Source organism: Neptunicoccus cionae (genome assembly GCF_002860325.1).
GTDB classification, from domain to species: domain Bacteria; phylum Pseudomonadota; class Alphaproteobacteria; order Rhodobacterales; family Rhodobacteraceae; genus Amylibacter; species Amylibacter lutimaris.
Map to the genome: position 1 here is coordinate 671,562 of NZ_PKOJ01000001.1, position 17,880 is coordinate 689,441.

General features: G+C 57.3%; 17 protein-coding genes. 7 read left to right on the forward strand and 10 right to left on the reverse strand.

Going from position 1 to position 17,880, the window contains the following annotated elements; genetic code table 11:
- Window positions 1-145 precede the first annotated feature (145 nt).
- Window positions 146-499, forward strand: coding sequence for a hypothetical protein (locus tag C0U40_RS03140; protein WP_101654276.1), 354 nt, complete (start codon window positions 146-148; stop codon window positions 497-499).
- Window positions 500-527: 28 nt separating this feature from the next.
- Here the strand turns inward: C0U40_RS03140 and C0U40_RS03145 are convergent, their stop codons facing one another.
- The 3 genes from C0U40_RS03145 to trpS all read right to left on the reverse strand — a co-directional run bounded on the left by C0U40_RS03145 (window position 528) and on the right by trpS (window position 3,453).
- Window positions 528-1,079, reverse strand: a complete 552-nt coding sequence (locus C0U40_RS03145; protein ID WP_101654277.1) for a GDYXXLXY domain-containing protein — start codon at window positions 1,077-1,079, stop codon at window positions 528-530.
- Window positions 1,076-2,359 carry a DUF2157 domain-containing protein gene (locus C0U40_RS03150; RefSeq protein WP_101654278.1) on the reverse strand — a complete coding sequence of 428 codons (1,284 nt, stop codon included), beginning with the start codon at window positions 2,357-2,359 and terminating at the stop codon, window positions 1,076-1,078. The genes C0U40_RS03145 and C0U40_RS03150 overlap by 4 nt, the downstream gene beginning before the upstream one ends.
- A 71-nt stretch (window positions 2,360-2,430) precedes the next feature.
- Entirely contained in the window at window positions 2,431-3,453 is a 1,023-nt protein-coding gene (trpS, locus tag C0U40_RS03155) for a tryptophan--tRNA ligase (RefSeq protein WP_101654279.1), read from the reverse strand.
- Window positions 3,454-3,529: 76 nt separating this feature from the next.
- On the opposite strand from trpS, the gene C0U40_RS03160 reads away from it, so the two are divergent.
- Window positions 3,530-4,240 (forward strand): rhomboid family intramembrane serine protease, encoded by a 711-nt coding sequence (locus C0U40_RS03160; RefSeq protein WP_101654280.1) that lies wholly within the window; start codon window positions 3,530-3,532, stop codon window positions 4,238-4,240.
- 28 nt (window positions 4,241-4,268) lie between these two features.
- Here the strand turns inward: C0U40_RS03160 and murJ are convergent, their stop codons facing one another.
- From murJ to C0U40_RS03175, 3 genes are read right to left on the reverse strand one after another with little or no spacing between them, the layout of a single operon-like run.
- Window positions 4,269-5,825, reverse strand: coding sequence for a murein biosynthesis integral membrane protein MurJ (gene murJ / locus C0U40_RS03165; protein WP_286134748.1), 1,557 nt, complete (start codon window positions 5,823-5,825; stop codon window positions 4,269-4,271).
- On the reverse strand, window positions 5,822-8,635 hold the full coding sequence (locus C0U40_RS03170; protein WP_101654281.1) for a [protein-PII] uridylyltransferase: 2,814 nt from the start codon (window positions 8,633-8,635) through the stop codon (window positions 5,822-5,824). Before C0U40_RS03170 ends, murJ begins: the two co-directional genes overlap by 4 nt.
- Entirely contained in the window at window positions 8,619-9,791 is a 1,173-nt protein-coding gene (locus tag C0U40_RS03175; RefSeq protein WP_286134749.1) for a penicillin-binding protein activator, read from the reverse strand. Before C0U40_RS03175 ends, C0U40_RS03170 begins: the two co-directional genes overlap by 17 nt.
- 112 nt (window positions 9,792-9,903) lie before the next feature.
- Here C0U40_RS03175 and rsmI point away from each other — a divergent pair, with 112 nt between their 5' ends.
- The 4 genes from rsmI (at window position 9,904) to C0U40_RS03195 (ending at window position 13,189) form a co-directional block, all read left to right on the forward strand.
- Window positions 9,904-10,761, forward strand: a complete 858-nt coding sequence (gene rsmI / locus C0U40_RS03180) for a 16S rRNA (cytidine(1402)-2'-O)-methyltransferase (protein ID WP_101654283.1) — start codon at window positions 9,904-9,906, stop codon at window positions 10,759-10,761.
- A gap of 52 nt (window positions 10,762-10,813) precedes the next feature.
- Window positions 10,814-11,182, forward strand: a complete 369-nt coding sequence (locus C0U40_RS03185) for a YraN family protein (RefSeq protein WP_101654284.1) — start codon at window positions 10,814-10,816, stop codon at window positions 11,180-11,182.
- Window positions 11,183-11,333: 151 nt separating this feature from the next.
- Window positions 11,334-12,278 (forward strand): glutathione synthase, encoded by a 945-nt coding sequence (gene gshB, locus C0U40_RS03190; protein WP_101654285.1) that lies wholly within the window; start codon window positions 11,334-11,336, stop codon window positions 12,276-12,278.
- On the forward strand, window positions 12,275-13,189 hold the full coding sequence (locus tag C0U40_RS03195) for an alpha/beta hydrolase (RefSeq protein WP_101654286.1): 915 nt from the start codon (window positions 12,275-12,277) through the stop codon (window positions 13,187-13,189). The genes gshB and C0U40_RS03195 overlap by 4 nt, the downstream gene beginning before the upstream one ends.
- Here the strand turns inward: C0U40_RS03195 and C0U40_RS03200 are convergent.
- The 4 genes from C0U40_RS03200 to cobU are packed head-to-tail and all read right to left on the reverse strand — an operon-like array spanning window position 13,158 to window position 16,888.
- Window positions 13,158-14,669 (reverse strand): YifB family Mg chelatase-like AAA ATPase, encoded by a 1,512-nt coding sequence (locus C0U40_RS03200; protein WP_101654287.1) that lies wholly within the window; start codon window positions 14,667-14,669, stop codon window positions 13,158-13,160. The two genes, C0U40_RS03195 and C0U40_RS03200, sit on opposite strands and share 32 nt — an antisense overlap.
- 57 nt (window positions 14,670-14,726) lie before the next feature.
- Window positions 14,727-15,590, reverse strand: a complete 864-nt coding sequence (locus tag C0U40_RS03205; RefSeq protein ID WP_101654288.1) for a glutathione S-transferase — start codon at window positions 15,588-15,590, stop codon at window positions 14,727-14,729.
- Between the two features lie 57 nt (window positions 15,591-15,647).
- A complete protein-coding gene (locus C0U40_RS03210; RefSeq protein ID WP_101654289.1) occupies window positions 15,648-16,226 on the reverse strand; it encodes a histidine phosphatase family protein in 579 nt (192 codons plus the stop codon).
- Window positions 16,223-16,888 carry a bifunctional adenosylcobinamide kinase/adenosylcobinamide-phosphate guanylyltransferase gene (gene cobU / locus C0U40_RS03215; RefSeq protein WP_286134750.1) on the reverse strand — a complete coding sequence of 222 codons (666 nt, stop codon included), beginning with the start codon at window positions 16,886-16,888 and terminating at the stop codon, window positions 16,223-16,225. Before cobU ends, C0U40_RS03210 begins: the two co-directional genes overlap by 4 nt.
- Here cobU and C0U40_RS03220 point away from each other — a divergent pair.
- On the forward strand, window positions 16,862-17,749 hold the full coding sequence (locus tag C0U40_RS03220) for an RNA polymerase factor sigma-32 (protein ID WP_101654290.1): 888 nt from the start codon (window positions 16,862-16,864) through the stop codon (window positions 17,747-17,749). The genes cobU and C0U40_RS03220 overlap by 27 nt on opposite strands.
- Window positions 17,750-17,880 lie beyond the last annotated feature (131 nt).

The following is a 17,880-nucleotide window of genomic DNA, read 5'->3' on the forward strand; positions in this document are numbered from 1 at the left end:
AGCTACGCGGTTGGGGCTTGTCTGTAAAGGTCGATTTCCGCAAGGCTGCGTTGCAAAACAGGACAGTTTCGCAATTCCGCCTCATTAAATTCATTGAAAATGCATAATAAACCACCACACTGTAGGTAATCAGGAGGGATTCTTTATGGACGTTCATATGTCACCCGAAGTTCTAGAAGGGTTGCGCCGCGCCCGCAATCAGGAACTGGAACGTACTGCGCGGCTGCGTGTTGTCGTTGGTGATGACGTTTATCCCGTGCTGCGCAGTTGGGACGGTGGCTTTGCCTTGTCCGTTGATGCGCCACATCTGCGGGGAACTGTAGAATTCTGCAATGGTGCCCGCTTGTTACACGAGTGCCTCATCGTCTGTTCCGCGCAGGAAGGGGCAGAGATGGTCTATGAATACAAACGTTTGTCCCGTGTGACAGAGGGCCGTGTTCTGGATTTTGAACAGGCGGATAATGCGCCGGTTGCCTATCTCGGCGCGCCAGAGGGCTGAGGCTTTGCCAGCCTGCTGACAGCGCAGTTTAATAAAGTGGCGCCTCGTAAAGTTTCTCACCCTCAATGGTCAGTCCTTTGATCATGCCGGTACCATCTTTCATCAAGGCAAGAATTACGCCCAGTTTTTGCTCTCGCCGAAGGTTTTCGAGTTCGAGCGCCCGATCGTGCGGCGCGAAAAACCGGTCAAAGGGAAAATCGATTCGCAAGGTTTGATTATCGCTGTCAGAGGTGAACAGGGCGTTGCCCTTGATCACCGGTCCGCCAAAATCCGTTGGATAAGCATCATGCAGGCTGACGGGGACAGCAAATGGTCCGGCGGTATCAAGCGCTACGTAAACCGGATCGTTCCACGTGAAACTTCCGTGGAGCGTCACGTCACTTCGGTCTATCCGGCTGATCTGCAAGTTCAACACAGCGTAGTGGCCTCGAAACAGGTCTCGCGGGTCGATAAATCCGGTCTCCAGCAACACCTCCTGCCCTGATTGCAGGGCAGCCGCACGGTCGGTGATGATTTTTGCCAGTACGCCAGTTTGCAGAAGGGCTGCGAGAATGGTGCCTGCGATCAGGAAACGGCTCATGAGTGGTCTCCTTTGCTGCGGGACAGGCGCGGGATGATGAACACACCCAGAAGCAGCAGCACGCCGACCCCAAGGTAGAAGACACTTGTCGCGATCAACGTGCCAATTGTTTCGAAATAGGTGGTCAGCAGTGCGGCGGCGAACAGGAAGAAACCGAGTATTGCAAGCTGGCGGTATTCGATGCGCCAGCCCATGCGGATCACCCAGACCGCGCCCCCCACCATCAACAGTTGCGCCATGAGCGCATGGTCGGGCGAGATTAACAGCAGGGCGAATGTCAGCGTGGCAAACATCGGAGTGACGATGAGATCATAGGCATTCGGATGGGCCGCCCGCACTGCGATAATGCCTGTGGCCCAGCAAAGCCCGAGACTTCCCAAAGCTGGCAAGAGGTAGGCGGGCGTAATAAGCCCGTGCGCAATCAGCGCGCTGTCATGACGGGCGATCATATGCCATGAAAAAAGGGTCACCGAGAGAAATGCGATTACGTAAAGGGTTATCGCCGGCTCGAACCCGCGCAGCAATCTGCGATTGCGATCAGACCAGAGTGCTGTCGAGAGGAGCGCAAAAGCAAGGCAAAGCCCGATGTTGAGCATCACCAGTGATCCCTGATCTACGAGGGTCAGGGCGCTTAGCATGTACCACAGGCATGCAGATAGCACGATCAGATGCGCTGCAAACCGGCTGCGCACGGCATAGGCCAGCGCGGCAGCAGCGAACAGATAAAGCGGAAAGTCGAAATGAAGCGGCGGGTTGCTGGAAAAAATATTCGGGGGCACAGATACCCAAATCAACAACAGCGCGAGCGACAGCACCAGAGCCGGAACGGAAAGGGTCAGTGCCGCAGCCAGCAGTGTTCCCATGGCCCAGAGCCACGTGGCATCTTTCGGGCTGCCCTGAATGTGGTAGATCTGGCTGATCAGCATGATCCCTGCGCCGAACATGGCACAGGCGCCAAGCGTGCAGGACTGCGCGGTCTTGTGATAGCCCCGCATCGACAAATAAAGTGACCCGCCCCAGAAGGCCCACATCGCGCCAAGGATCAGGAGCACCCGCGTCAGACGGCCTAAGCCGTCCCAGTTGGCGGCGACAAAGCTCATCGCGGCAAAGCCGAGGCAGACCACGGCCAGAAGCACCAGAACCTGCCGGAAGGACGTCCCGCCCGCGCGCTGCTGCACGTCAGCGTCAAGCTGTTGGGCTGTCGCCTTGTCCAGCAAGCCGCGCGCCTGCCAGTCGGCGATTGCTTCTGTCAGCACGGATTTCCGGTTCCAGATGGCCATAAAAAAGATGCCCCCGCTTTCAGGGGCATCTTATGGCGCAGGCTCTGCGCGTCAACCGAAAGCAGGGTGGCCTAGCGGGACCGCACCATGCCTACAATATCATATGTTTTATCCAGGATCGGTTCCGCGATAGCAGCAGCGCGGTCTGCGCCGTTGCCAAGAATCCGGTCGATTTCAGCGGGATCGGACATAAGACGGTTCATTTCCTGCGTGATCGGTGCCAGATGATCCACAGCAAGATCGGCCAGCGCGGGTTTGAACTGGCCGAACTGTTGTCCGGCAAATTCGGTGATCACGCTTTCGGCCGTCCGGCCTGACAGGGCGGCATAGATGTTAACCAGATTGCGGGCCTCCGGGCGGCCTTCCAGTTCCTTTAGGGAGTCTGGCAGCGGCTCCGGGTCGGTTTTGGCCTTGCGGATTTTCTTGGCGATTGTGTCGGCATCATCGCGTAAGGTGATGCGGCTTTGATCCGATGGGTCGGATTTCGACATTTTCTTGGTGCCATCGCGCAGGGACATGACGCGGGTGGCCTCGCCCTCGATCAGGGGTTCGGGCGCAGGGAAGAAATCCGTGTCGTAATCGTGGTTGAACTTGGCAGCGATGTCGCGGGCCAGTTCGAGATGCTGTTTCTGGTCCTCGCCCACAGGCACATGGGTCGCCTGATAGATCAGGATATCCGCTGCCATCAGTGCGGGGTAGGCCAGCAACCCCAGCGAAGATTTTTCAGCGTTCTTGCCCGCTTTGTCCTTGAACTGGGTCATGCGGTTCATCCAGCCGATGCGCGCGACGCAGTTGAAGATCCACGCCAATTGCGCGTGGGCGGGGACTTGGGACTGGTTGAACAGAATGGATTTCGCCGGATCCAGACCGCAGGCGATATAGGCCGCCGCCACCTCGCGGGTGTTGTGGCGCAGGTCGGCCGGGTCTTGCCAGACGGTAATGGCATGCATGTCGACCATGCAGTAAACGGTTTCGATGCCGGATTCCTGCATCTCGACAAAGCGTTTCAGCGCGCCGAGATAGTTTCCAAGCGTCAGGTTTCCCGATGGCTGGATGCCGGAAAAGACGCGCGGTGTGTGTATTGTCTCGCCCATTGCGAAAACTCCGTCTGGTGTTGATGGAGGGGTTATCGCTATATGGGCGGGTATCGTCAAGCGATGGAGCCTTTAGATGTATGACGCCGAAGGGCACAACGCCCCGATCAACCCCCTGCCGCCCGTTGTAACCCTGCTGGTTGTTCTCATCGCTGCGGTTGAAGCAATCTTCCAACTGGGGGAAGCAGGCATCATCGGCGGCGCCACCGGAGCGGCGTGGCGCATCATGATTGCGGACCAGTTCGGGTTCTCCAATGCGGCGGTCTATCTGATGTGGGACACGGGACAGTATCCGCCGGAACTGATGGTGCGATTTGTCAGCTACATGTTTGTTCACGCCAATTTTGTCGCCACGCTGTTCAGCGTCGTGTTCATCCTCGCCCTCGGGAAATTCGTCGCGGAGCGTGTGCACTGGCTGGCGTTTTTGGCGATCTTTTTTGGTAGCGGGATACTGGCAGCACTGGCGCAGGCAATCGTTATGGGGCGAACAATGGCCATGCTCGGGGCCGGGGCGGCGTCTTACGGGTTGATCGGCGCGCTCAGCTGGATCCTGTTCACCGAACAGCGGGCAGCGGGGCAAAACGGTCTGCGGGCTTTCCGCCTGATCGCCGCGCTTGGCGTATTGCTTGCGGTATTTTCAATCCTGTTTGGCGGTCACGACTGGTTCGAGCGGGTCGCGGGCTTCTTTATCGGCTTTGGAATCTGTGCCGCACTGCGTCCGGTTGCGGGGGCAGGGCTGACCTATTGGCGGGACCGGATGCGGCGCGGTCGGGATATGGATATTTGACCCAAAAAGAGCCGCTGCCGGTTCCGGTTTACCGCCGGACCACGTTGCGTAGCCCTTGTTTGGTAAAGGCGCCGAGCATCAGGCAGGCGGCGAAATAGACTCCCGTGCCACCGAAAACCAGCAGGGCAAGAGCAAGGTAGCGCAACCCGTCCGTGACCAGCCAGTCTGCCAAAAGCCATTCCAGACCGTAAGTAAACAGACCCATAATGATGCAAGCCGCCAGCATACGGGGCAGGGCGCGCAACAGGCGGTCATCGAAGGCAGCCGCGAGCCCCATGCGGCGGGTGCCGAAATAGAGCATCACCGCCAGCGCTACAGAAGAGAGGGTCGTGCCGATCGCAGCGGCCAGATAGCCGAACTGGGCCGAGAGCCCGATCGCCAGCGCTGCGTTCAGCACCATTGAGACCAGTGCGAAATAGAACGGGGTTTTGGTGTTTTCACGGGCGAAATAGAGCGGTTGGAAGACTTTTTGCAGCACAAAAGCGGGCAGGCCGAAGGCATAGATCGACAGGGCCAGAGCCGTGTTTCGTGCATCTTCGCCTGTGAAAGCGCCCCGTTCGAACAGGACGGAAACAACAGCTTCGGGCACCACCAGCAAGCCAACGGCGGCAGGCAGGGTCAGTGCCAGTGCGAATTCGGTCGCGCGGTTGAAGGCATGGCGGCCGCCCGCTTCGTCTGCGGATTGCAACTTGCGCGACAGATCCGGCAGCAGCACAACGCCGATTGCAATGCCAACCACGCCGAGCGGAAGTTGGTAGAGGCGGTCGGCCACGGCCAACCATTGAATCGCGCCGTCAAAATAGCTGGCGACCTGACGGCCCACCAGCAGGTTGACCTGCACGACGCCTCCGGCAAGCGCGGCGGGCGCTGCGATCATGGCGAGCCGGCGGATTTCAGGGGTAAAGCGGGGCAGTTGCGGCATCAGGCGGATACCCGCACGGGAAGCGGCAATCCACACCAGAGCCAGTTGTGCCACCCCGGCCACAGGCACCCCCCATGCGAGCGCAAGGGCGACATTGCCACCCAGCGCCCAAGTGGCGGCCATCGCGCTGATCAGGATGATATTCAGCACCACAGGTGCCGCCGCCGCCGCCGCAAAGCGCCCCATGGAATTTAGAACGCCGGACAGCAGGGCCGCAAGAGAGATGAACAGGATGTAGGGAAAGCAGATGCGGGCAAAATCCGTGGCCAGATCGAAACGTTCATCGCCAGCAAAGCCGCTGGCCATGGCCAGAACGAACCACGGCATGAACAGTTGGGCGATCAGGGTAAGGCCGATCAGGACAGTTGCAAGGCCCGCCATTGCGTTCTGGGCAAACTGGCGCGCGTCTTCACCGGATTCCAGCTTCTTGGAGAACATCGGCACAAAGGCCATGTTAAAGGCGCCCTCCGCAAAGAACCGGCGGAACATATTGGGCAGGGCAAATGCCACCTGAAAGGCTTCGGCTACGGGGCCGGCACCGAAAAAAGCGGCGATCAGGATGTCACGGATGAATCCCATAATGCGGCTGGCAAGTGTCCAGCTGCTGACGGTAAAGAAACCGGCCAGCAGGCGGATGCTCCGCGGCTTTGCTGCCAGTGTCACGCGAGCGCCCCCACGGCGCCGGTTTTGATGGCAGCGCAGAGCGCATCTTCGATCTTTTTGCGCTTGGCCGCGCTGTGTAATTTCAATCCGAACATGTCTTTCACGTAAAATACATCCACTGCCTGTTCCCCATAAGTGGCGATCACGGCGCTGGCAATGTAGATGTTGTTGTCAGACAGGGTGCGGGTCAGATCGTACAACAATCCGGGTCTGTCGCGGGTGTCTACCTCGATGATGGTGTAGAGTTCCGACCCTTTGTTATCGAACGAGATTACCGTCGGTACAACAAAATCCCGTTCCCGCTTTTTAATCTTGTCATGGGACTTCAACGCATCCTTAGCAATCACTTCACCTTTGAGCGTTTTGTTGATCATGGAGCGCAGGCGCGTCAGGCGGGATTTTTCATAAGGTTTTCCTCTGGAATCCTGAATCCAGAATACTGCAGTGGCATAGCCGTCAGAGGACGTATAGGTCCGCGCGTCGACCACATTCGCCCCGACCAGTGCCAGCGCCCCTGCAAGCCGCGAGAAGATGCCCGGATGGTCCTGCAGGACAAAGCAGGCGCGGGTCGCGTCATGATCCTTATCCGCCTTGATGTCGGTCATGACTTCGGTGGTGCTCGCCTTTTGCATAAGTTTGGCGAAAATTTTGTGGGTCTCTGTATCCAGTCCCTGCCAGTAAGCGGGATAGTGACGTGCCAATTCGGCCTCGAGCGCCTTACGCCCCATCTTGGGAAGCGCGGCGCGCAGAGCGTCCTTGGCCTCGGTCGAGGATTGTAGTTCCAGAACCTTGTTGAAGCCCTCTTGCAGCGCAAGCTTGGTGTAGCGGTGCAGGTCACGGATCAACTGCGCCTTCCAGTTGTTCCATGTGCCCGGTCCAACGCCACGGATGTCACAGACCGTCAGAACCGTCAAAAGGTTCAACCGTGCGGTGGTTTTCACTTCCTTGGCAAAATCGCGCACAGTTTTAGGGTCCGAAAGATCCCGTTTCTGGGCCACATCCGATAGCAGCAGGTGGTGGCGAACCAACCATACCACTGTATCGGTTTCCCCCTCTGACAAACCAAGCTGCGGGCAGATAGTACGCGCCAGACGCGCACCCGCGATCGAATGGTCTTCGGGCAGGCCCTTGCCAATGTCGTGCAACAACAGGGCCACATAAAGGACCTTGCGATCGACCCCGTCTTCCAGAATGCTAGAGGCGACCGGAAGGCTTTCTTTCAATTCGCCTTTTTCAATCTGCGCGAGATGGGAAATACACTGAATGGTGTGTTCGTCCACCGTGTAATGGTGATACATGTTGAACTGCATCAGGCAGACGATGCGCTGGAATTCTGGGATGAATGCGCCCAGCACACCAAGTTCGTTCATCCGCCGCAAAGCCCGCTCCGGATTGCCGTAGTCCAGCAACAGCGACAGGAAGAGTTTTTGTGCTTCGGGGTTGGTGCGCAGCTTGTTGGTGATCAGTTCCAGATTGGCTACGATCAGGCGCATGGCATCCGGATGAATCAGAATGTCCGTATCCAGACCGTGTTCGAATATCCGCAAAAAGTTGATCGGATCCGCCAGAAAGGATTCCTCGTCTGCAATGGACAATCTGCCGTGGACAATCTTGTAGCCTTCGGGCGCTTCAAGGGAGTCGCTGCGCCAAGGCATCGCCCTGAGCAACCGCGCCCCGAACGAGGGCTGTTGTTTCACATGTTGGGCTTCCAGCGCCGTCAGGAAGATGCGGGTCAGATCCCCCACATGGGTGGCATGGGTGAAATACTCCTGCATGAAGGCTTCCACCCCGCGTAGTCCTTCGGTGTCCTTGTAGCCTAGCGCCGCTGCTATTGCGACCTGACTGTCAAAAGTCAGCAGCTCGGCCGCGCGCCCGACCACCAGATGAAGATGGCAGCGCACGGTCCACAGGAAGTTCTCGGCTTGATCGAAACTGGCGTATTCTGTGGTGGTGAAATAGCCCGCGTAGATCATTTCGGAAGGCAGTTTCGCCCCGCTGAGGTATTTGGTTATCCAGTACAGTGTCTGGAGATCCCGCAATCCGCCTTTGCCCTCTTTAACATTAGGCTCCAGCAGGAAACGCGTCGCACCCTGCTTTTTGTGGCGGGCTTCCCGTTCTTCCAGTTTGAGAGCCACAAATTCGGGGCCTGTCGATTTAAACAGGTTTTTCCAAAGCAGGTTGTCCAGCTTTTCGGCCAGAGTTTCATCGCCGTACAGGAAACGGGATTCCAGCAGGGCGGTGCGGATTGTCAGGTCACTGGCGGCCAGCCGGATACACTCATCCACCGTGCGGGTTGCATGGCCGATCTTCAACTTGAGATCCCAGAGGATATAAAGCGTGCTTTCCACGACACTTTCGCCCCAAGGGGTCAGTTTGTAGGGGGTCAGGAACAGCAGGTCCACATCTGAGAACGGCGCCATTTCACCCCGCCCGTAACCGCCTACCGCGACAATGGAAATGCGTTCGGAGCGTGTGGGATTGGGCAGGGGGTGCAAATACATCTGCACCATATCCACGGCCGTCCTGATCAACTGGTCCGTCACGTAAGTATACGACCGGATCGTGCGGCTGGTTTTGAAGGGGGTCTTCAGATAGGCGGTTTTGATCTGTTCCCGGGCTTGGGTGTTCACCCGGTCGAGAACCGTGCTGATTGCAGTGCGTTTTGCGTAATTGTCGGCGCAGGCAGACAGCGCCTCCGCGATTTCTGCACGTATGGCGGGACCGTCAAAAAGCAGTCCCGGTTCGCATATCAACGCACCGGGACCACTTGTATTGGTTTGACTGGTATTAATATCAGGAGCCTGAGCCACCAAAGCTCCTTGGTGCTGGATCAAGAACGACAACGTTACCTTCCTGGAATGTAGCAACCGCCAGCGCACGCTGGTTGGTTCCGTCCGGACGCAGGCGGAAAATGCCGTTGGCGCCCTGGAAACCGGTATTGCGGGTTAGTTTTTTGCGGGTCAGTGCATCGGACGATCCGGTTTGCAGCAGGGTGCCGACAGCGCGCATGGCGTCATAAGCCTTGCCCGCCAGAAGATGCGGGTTGGAGCCATTTGCGGCTGCATAGCGCTGGTTAAACGAACTTGTGGCGCTGGTATCGTTCAGCGCGAAAAGCGATCCTTGCAGCCCTGCGCTGCTGCGCACCGCCGGTGCGGTCTGGTCCCAGCGGGTCAGGCCGATAAACTGCGTCGATGCCGAGGTGACACCTTTTTCCGGCAGCATTTGGGCGAACACGGGCAGGGCACCTGCTGCATCGGCATCAAGTACGAGCGCTGTTGCCCCCGTCCGCTCGATCAGGGATTTGGTGGCCGAAACTGCTGCAATTGCACTTTCGCTGGTCAATTCGTATTTTGCCACACCGACGAAACTCGCGCCGTTGTTTCTTGCAGCGGTTTGAACCGCCGCGGCGGCCACGTCACCGGCTGCATCGGCCCGAACCAGTGCGGCTACGCTGCGCTGGCCCTTGCGTGCGGCATAGCCGACAACACGGTCAGCCGTGTTTGCAAATGTGTCGCCAAGAATGAAGACATTTCCGCCTGCGATATCGGGGTTGTTGGAAAAGCTCAGAACGTTGATGCCTTGTGACGCCACCGCTGTGCCGGCTGCGTTTGCGGCCTGTGCAAACAGGGGGCCAACAAGGATCTTTGCGCCTTCACTGGCCGCGCGCTGGGCAGCGGCTGCAGCCCTGTTTGAATCACCGGCAGTCGGATAAACCCGCAAATCGATCTGCACATCACCCATTTCGGCAACAGCCATTTTCGCGGCAGCAACCAGACTTCCGGCGAGAGCTTCCTGCTGCTGGTTCCCCGAACCGGAGGGGACCAGAATGCCGACCACAACGGGTTTATTGGTGTTTACGCGGGGTCCTTGCGAACCGCCTCCAACCTCGGTACACCCCCAGAGAACAGCGGCGGCTGTTACAAGTCCGGCCGTCTTAAGGCCGATTTTCCGGATCTTATGAAACACAACAGTCCCCCTTCGTGACATGGCTGGTCTAAGCAGCGTAATATACGGGAAAAACTAAGTGCTGGGCGGTGGGAAAGCAACGCCTGTTCAACAAAGAAGTGGAATTAGGCAGATGCATGCTGGGAAAATTGCGGCAGGGCTCCATCTGGTAGCAACACCGATTGGCGCGGCGCGGGATATAACGCTGCGGGCGCTCGATATTCTGGCAAATGCGGATGTACTGGCGGCGGAAGATACGCGCAATACCCGCCGGCTTCTGGATATCCATGGCGTCAAGCTCGGGGACCGGCGGCTGCTGGCCTATCACGATCATAACGGCGCGCAAATGCGCCCCCAGTTGCTCAAAGCGCTGAAGGACGGGGCGTCTGTCGCATATGTGTCGGATGCCGGAACACCGATGGTGGCTGATCCCGGATTCGATCTTGCCCGTGCGGTGATCGCACAGGACCTGCCGGTCTATGCCGCGCCCGGTGCCTCGGCCCTTCTGGCGGCACTTTGCGTTGCAGGACAACCGACGGACCGGTTCTTTTTTGCCGGTTTCGCCCCCAATAAAACTTCGGCACGCAAGAAATTTTTTACGGAGTTTTCGCAAATCAGCGCCACGCTGGTGTTTTACGAATCGCCGAAACGCGCTGCCGCAAGCCTGCGGGATATGTGTTCGGTTTTCGGCAATGACCGTCCGGCGGCGTTTTGCCGGGAACTGACCAAAAAATTTGAAGAAACCTGCCGTGGCACGCTGGGGGAACTGGCGGAAGAGGTCTCAAGCCGCGAGTCGGTTAAGGGAGAGGTCGTTATCGTCTTGGGCCCACCACTGGAAAAGGAAGTGGTTCAGGATGATGTCGATACCGCAATAAAAGCTGCGTTGACACATTTGCGCGTCAAGGACGCTGCCAGCGAAGTGGCTGAAACTTTCGGTTTGCCCCGAAAGGAAATTTACCAAAGAGCTTTGGAACTGAAGGAAGATTCATAACCTTTTAACGTCTTACGAATAAAACAGGCCCTGTAACAGTTACGGGGGCCACATGGATCGCGAAGCAAACGGCAGATTATCCTTTTTGAAAGGGCAGGCGGCAGAAGGTCAAGTCGCGCAAGCCTACGAACGCAACGGCTTTGAAATTGTAGACCGCCGCTGGAAATCAAAAGAAGGCGAAATCGATCTGGTCGCACGCCATAAAGAAAAGCTGTATTTCATCGAAGTGAAAGCAAGTGAAACTTTCGATACAGCCGTTCACAGGATAACCGCGCGCCAGCAAAAACGCATTCGCAATTGTGCCTTGCACTATCTGGCGGAAAAAGCCGGACACCTTGATGTGGACTGCCGCTTTGATGCGGCATTGGTGGACAGCGCAGGCCGGATTAAAGTTTTGCCTGGTGCCCTTCTGGCTGCCTGAAATTTAATCCGTCAGGATCTTTTGCACCGCAGCCTTTTCAATTCTTCTTTTCAATAGATGGGCGCGGGTTATTGAAACCCGTGCCGCACTGCGTCATGTATTTATGAACGCAATTTGTGCAGCGGTGCTGCTCTCTGGAAAGAACAAAATTATGAGTTTGAAGGTCGCCTTCCAAATGGACCCCATCGGGGACGTCGATATTAATGCAGACAGCAGCTTCCGGATCGCCGAAGAGGCACAAGCCCGCGGGCACGAGCTGTTTTTCTATACTCCGGACAAGCTGGCTTTTGACGAAGGACGTGTAACAGCACGGGGGCACCGGATGGAGCTGCGCCGCGAAGTGGGCAATCACGTGACGCTGCAACCCGAAGAAACCGTCGATCTTGCCGATTGGGATGTGGTCTGGCTGCGACAGGACCCGCCGTTTGATATGGGGTATATTACCACCACTCATATTCTGGATATGCTGCATCCCGAAACACTGGTGGTGAATGATCCGCGCTGGGTTCGCAATTATCCGGAAAAGCTGCTGGTTCTGCAATTCCCCGAGCTTACACCGCCGACAACGATTGCCCGCGATCTGAATACTTTGAAAGCATTCAAGGAACGGCACGGTGACATTATCCTCAAGCCGCTTTACGGCAATGGTGGGGCCGGAGTTTTCCGCCTTGAGCCCGGCGATCGCAATCTGAATTCGCTCCATGAACTGTTCACGACCATTAACCAGGAGCCACTGATCGCCCAAAAGTTCCTGCCCGACGTCGCTGCGGGTGACAAGCGCGTCATCCTTGTGAACGGTGAACCTGTAGGGGCGATCAACCGCGTTCCGGCCAAAGGAGAGACCCGTTCGAACATGCATGTGGGCGGGCGCCCCGAAAAAATCGGTCTGAGCCCGCGCGACAGGGAAATTTGCGCCGCCATCGGCCCCCTGTTACGGGAAAAAGGCCAGATTTTCGTGGGCATTGACGTGATCGGTGGTAATCTGACCGAAATCAACCTGACGTCGCCCACCGGAATCCAAGAGCTGGAACGCTTTGATAATATCAATGTTGCGGAAATGATCTGGGAAGCGATCGAGGAGAAAACCCGAAAATGACCTCTCTGCGCCTGCGTCTTTACAGTTTCTTTACAAGACTGGTGATAAAGCCTTGGGTGCAGCGTGTTACCAACCCGGTAGAGGCACGCGAGGCATTTGAAAAACATGCCCGCCGCATGCATCTCCACCCTGCTGGTGCGGATTACCGTAACGGTAAGATTGGTAAAATTCCGGTATTGTGGGCCTCTGCCGGACCTGTCAGACGGCCCGAGGTTTTGTTGTACCTCCACGGCGGCGGCTTTATCGTGGGCAGTCCGGATACCCACAAACACATGGTCGCGGATATAGCGGGTGCTGTCGGTGTCGAGGCGGTTATCCCGCGTTATCGGTTGGCGCCGGAGAACCCGTTTCCTGCCGGCTTCGATGATGTGGTGGCGGTATACGACGGCCTGCTGGCACGGGGACTGCGGCCTGACCAGATCATGCTGGGGGGGGACAGCGCCGGGGGCAATCTCGTTTTGTCCCTGCTCGCGCATCTCTCCGACAAAAAGAGAGAAATGCCGCTTTGTGCTTTTGCAATCAGCCCTGTTGTGAATTTAAAAGGCGGATATGACAGCTTGAAGGAAAACGCAAAAAGCGAGGTTCTTCTCTGTGCCGAGCGGTTTGACGAGCTTGGCGCGATGTACCTGGGGCATCAGGACTGTGGACAGGACTGCGCTTCTCCTGTCCATGCAGCTTTCGAAAGCTGTCCGCCAATTCTGTTACATCACAGCAGCGGTGAAATCCTGCGGGATGATACGTTGGAGATGCAACGCAAACTTGTGTCAAAAGGACATGAGGTTCTCGTGCGCAGCTGGCCCAACGCATTCCATGTTTTCCATATCATGCGGGGGCATTTCCCAGAGGCCCGCGCTGCACTTGATGATGTGAGCGCTTTTCTCAAGGCACGGCTGACATCAAACGATAGCTGATAGCCTCCGCCACATGTGGCTGTCGGACTGTATCCGATTGATCCAGATCGGCAATGGTTCGGGCGACCCGCAGAACGCGGTGATAGCCGCGGGCTGACAGATTGAAACGCTCGGCTGCCTTTTCAAGTATCGCGTGTCCCTCGCGATCCGGTGTAGCGATTTCTGTCAAAACCTTCCCTTCTGCATCGGCGTTCTGACGCAGGTCTTTGTGGTCCTGAAAACGTTTGCCTTGTCGCGCCCTGGCTTCTGCCACCCGCGCTGCAATCGTCTTTGAAGATTCAGTGTTTTGGGACATGTTAAGGTCGCTCATCGTTACGGGCGGGACATCTACACGTAGGTCAAAGCGGTCCATCAAAGGTCCTGAAATCTTACCAAGATAATCCTCCCCGCAGAGGGGTACCCGTGCACAGGCCCGCGACGCATCGGCCAGATAGCCGCAGCGGCAGGGGTTTGCGGCAGAGACGAGCATAAATCGGCAGGGGTAGGTGACATGATTGTTGGCCCGTGCAACCATGACCGTGCCTGTTTCCAGCGGCTGGCGCAGGGTTTCAAGGACCTGTCTCGAAAATTCGGGGAGTTCGTCGAGGAACAGAACACCGTTATGAGCGAGCGAAATCTCTCCGGGTTTGGCACCGCGCCCGCCTCCGACAATCGCCGCCATGGAAGCCGTGTGGTGGGGATCGCGAAACGGGCGGGCCTTGGAAATACCGCCGGAAGACAACAATCCGGCCAGGGAGTGGATCATCGAGGTTTCCAGCGCTTCTTCCGGTTCCAGCGGGGGCAACAGGCCGGGCAGACGTGCGGCCATCATGGATTTCCCCGATCCGGGCGCGCCTACAAAAAACAGATGGTGGCGCCCCGCCGCAGCGATTTCCAGCGCCCTTTTTGCGCGTTCCTGACCTTTTACATCCCTGAGGTCTTTGGTCTGCGGCGCAATTGCAACCTCTCCCGGTTGCGCAGGGGCGAGTATCGCGCGTCCCCGAAAATGGTTCATGCATTCAAGAAGTGTTGCAGGCGCTATCACCTGAACCGCGCCAACCCAAGCGGCCTCCGATCCGCATTCTGCCGGACACACAAGATTGCAGCCAGCCTGCGCTGCTGCCAGAGCAGACGGCAACGCCCCGATGACCGGAATGAGCTTGCCATCAAGGGATAGCTCCCCGAGCGCGACTTGTCGGGCGGTCTCTTCGCGCGGGATCACATCCATTGCCGCCATGACAGCCAACGCGATTGGCAGATCAAAGTGTGACCCGACTTTCGGAAGGTCCGCCGGAGACAGGTTAATGGTGATCCGTTTTGCGGGCAGCGCAAGGGCCAGACTGTTCAAAGCCGCCCGCACCCTTTCGCGGGCCTCGGAAACGGCTTTGTCCGGCAGGCCGACAATCTGGAACGCCGGCAGGCCCGCTGTAAGGGAACATTGCACCTCTACAAGACGGGCTTCTACCCCGTTGAAGGCTACTGTGTAGGCGCGCGCTATCATCCAGCCCCCTGTCAATCCAACCGGAATGGTTAACACTACAGAGGGAGAAGTTTATTTTTAGTAAATATCCATGAAAGCATCCCAAGCCTGCGGATCGGCAACTGTTTTGTCTCGGCAGAAAGAGTTGCAAAATCCGAATACACGCCCTTCCAGTTCGAGATAATCAGTCACCGGCTTCCCCGAATAGGGGCAACTGGCGTTTTCGGATGGTCCTGCATCAACGGCCTGCGCTGCCAGTGGCTTCGGACCCGGCCATGTGCCCTCGGGCAGATCCTTATCGTAACCGGGCTGGATATAGTTTTGCGCGATCCCCATGGCCCGCCAGCGCCGGAAGGCGGGTTCGGAAAGGTGGGCGTCTATATATGCTTCTGCAATCCCGCTGCGGGGCAGGTTATAGGTGACAAACCGGCTGGCTGCGGGGGCGTAGAAAGCATCTGCGATGGAATACTCGCCGAACAACCAGGGTCCGTCCTGACCGAACCGGCTGCGGCATAGCTCCCACAATTCGACCATCCGTGCCACATCCTTCAGCACATCTTCGGTTGGCGAAAAACCGGGATAGAACCGCCGCAAGTTCATCGTGCAAGCCCCTCGCAAAGCGGTGAAAGAGGCATGCATTTCTGCTGTGACCGACCGCGCGAGCGCGCGGGCTTCGGGATCGGCAGGCCACATATCCTTATCAGGGTTCTGTTCTGCGAGCGTTTCGGCCATCGCCAGCGTGTCATTCACCACAACGCCATCAAATTTCATTGCGGGCACAAGGCGGGCCGGTTTGAAGTCTTCCAACATCTGGTGAAATTCCGGCTGATACATGCGCGCCGAGCGGCAGGAAACAGGTATCCCGAATTTTTCAAAGAGGAGCCAGCCCCTGAGGGACCAGCTGGAATAGGTTTTATCGGCTATGGCGAGTTCGTATTTCATAGACGCAGTATCGGTTGCGCTGGTGAAAACGCAAATCGTGTTTTGTGATGGCGCACGTCACACAGTGTGATTGACACCAAGAACCCGCCATGCGGTGCCCATGTGCTCAAGCCGGGTAACCGACAGATTGTCGATCTTGAAGGACAGCGCGGCCTTGGCGCTCATACCGGCTGCGCGTTGAACTTGTGTCAGGATCGCACCGAAGTGGGCGACAACGATGATGTCGGTGTCAGGATGTGCATCCCGCAGCCTGTCCACCCCGCGGCTGACGCGGGCGGCTGCAGCGTCCCAGCTTTCGCCGTTCGGGGGGGCGTGGGGTCCGGGATCGGACCAATAGGCGCGGGACAGTTCGGCATGGGTTTGCGCCACCTGTTTGAAGGTACGGTCTTCCCAGTCACCAAAATGGAGTTCCCGCAGATCGGGATCGCTGGGCAATCGCTTGCGCCCTGTCGCAAGTGCATCGGCCGTGGCGACGCAGCGAATCAAATCGGAAGAAACCACCACTGCATCCTGTGGCAGGTAAGTGTTCAGCCGGTCAAGGGCTTCAAGATCGGACAGGTCGGCGGGTGCATCTGTCCAGCCGATCAGCCCGTCGCGATGGGTTGGCCCGTGTCGGATAAACCAGAAGCGGCTCATGTCAGATTTGCCGGTAGCCGACCCTTTAACACCTTTGGAATTCCAGCTGTCACCATCACCACCAGATCCGCCTCTGCTGCCAGTTTCGCGTTGAGCCTGCCCTGATCCTTCTGGAACCGTCGGCCGAGCTTTGTATCGGGAATGACACTGTGTCCGACTTCGTTAGAGACTGTAACAATCGGGAAATTACTGGATTTGACAACGCTTAAAAGTGGCGCAGAAGGGTCTTCCGGGCAATTTTCGGACAAAATTAAATTCGATAACCATAAAGTCATGCAATCGATCAAAACCACTTGGGTATCATCGACTTTGGCCAAGGCCTCCGGCACCGCAATCGGGGCTTCTATTGTTGACCAGTCAGGACCGCGATCCATCTGATGTTGCTTGATTTTTTCTTCCATTTCGCTGTCGAAAGCCTGCGCGGTGGCAATGTAGGTGCGGGGGCGGTTAGCCAGCCGCACAAGGCTTTCCGCAAACCGCGATTTACCTGAGGCAACGCCACCCAAAATCAAGGAAAATTTAGGAAAAGTAAAAATAATTGCACTCCAATGTGAACGCTTTCGGGGGTTCAGACGTAGTATAATGAGAGCAAGCTTCAACAAGCTCAAGTGCAGAATGGACGAGGAGACCCGATCATGCCTCTTGATGACATTACCAACCACGACTTCCGCCGTCAGGCCATGAAAGCCGAGTTGCTGGACGCCGATACCGAAATCGCACTGGCCCGTGCCTGGCGCGACAATCGGGACGAGAAAGCCCTGCACCGTCTGATTAATGCCTATATGCGGCTGGCCATTTCCATGGCTTCCAAATTCCGCCGGTATGGCGCAAATACGCAGGATCTTATCCAAGAAGCAGGCGTCGGCCTTATGAAGGCGGCTGACAAGTTCGATCCGGACCGTGGCGTACGGTTTTCCACCTACGCACAGTGGTGGATCAAGGCTGCGATTCAGGATTACGTCATGCGCAACTGGTCCATGGTGCGTACCGGTTCCACCAGCAGCCAGAAGGCGCTGTTCTTCAACCTCAAGCGGGTTCAGGCCACATTGGAGCGCGAGGCGAGCGCTGCCGGTGAAGAGTTGGACGGGCATCAACTGTCCGAGATGATCGCACAGGAAATCGGTGTGCCGCTGCGCGATGTAGAAATGATGCAGGGCCGGTTGTCGGGTTCGGATTTTTCCCTGAACGCCCAGCAATCTGCCGAGGATGAGGGCCGCGAGTGGCAGGACACTTTGGCGGATGAAGGCCCGCAGGCTGCCGAAGTGGTGGAGCGTAATCACGATCTCGGCCAGCTTCGTAACTGGCTGACCACCGCAATGGAAGGTCTGAACGAGCGGGAACGCTATATTCTGGCGCAACGCCTGCTGGTAGAAGACCCCCGCACGCTGGGGTCCATTGGCGACGAGCTTGGCCTGTCCAAAGAGCGTATCCGGCAGGTGGAATCAGCGGCTCTCGGCAAGTTGAAAAAGCTGCTGGAAAAAAACACAGGCAATTCTGCAGAGATGATGGCTGAACTGATGTAACATTTCTGGCGGTGGTGCCGGATATGGATATTTGACCCAAAAAGAGGGCGGTACTGGCAAAAGCCGGAACCGCCCTTTGCTTTGCCTGCGAAGCTGGATAAGTCTTGTGCCAGAGCAAACGGGAGAGTGCG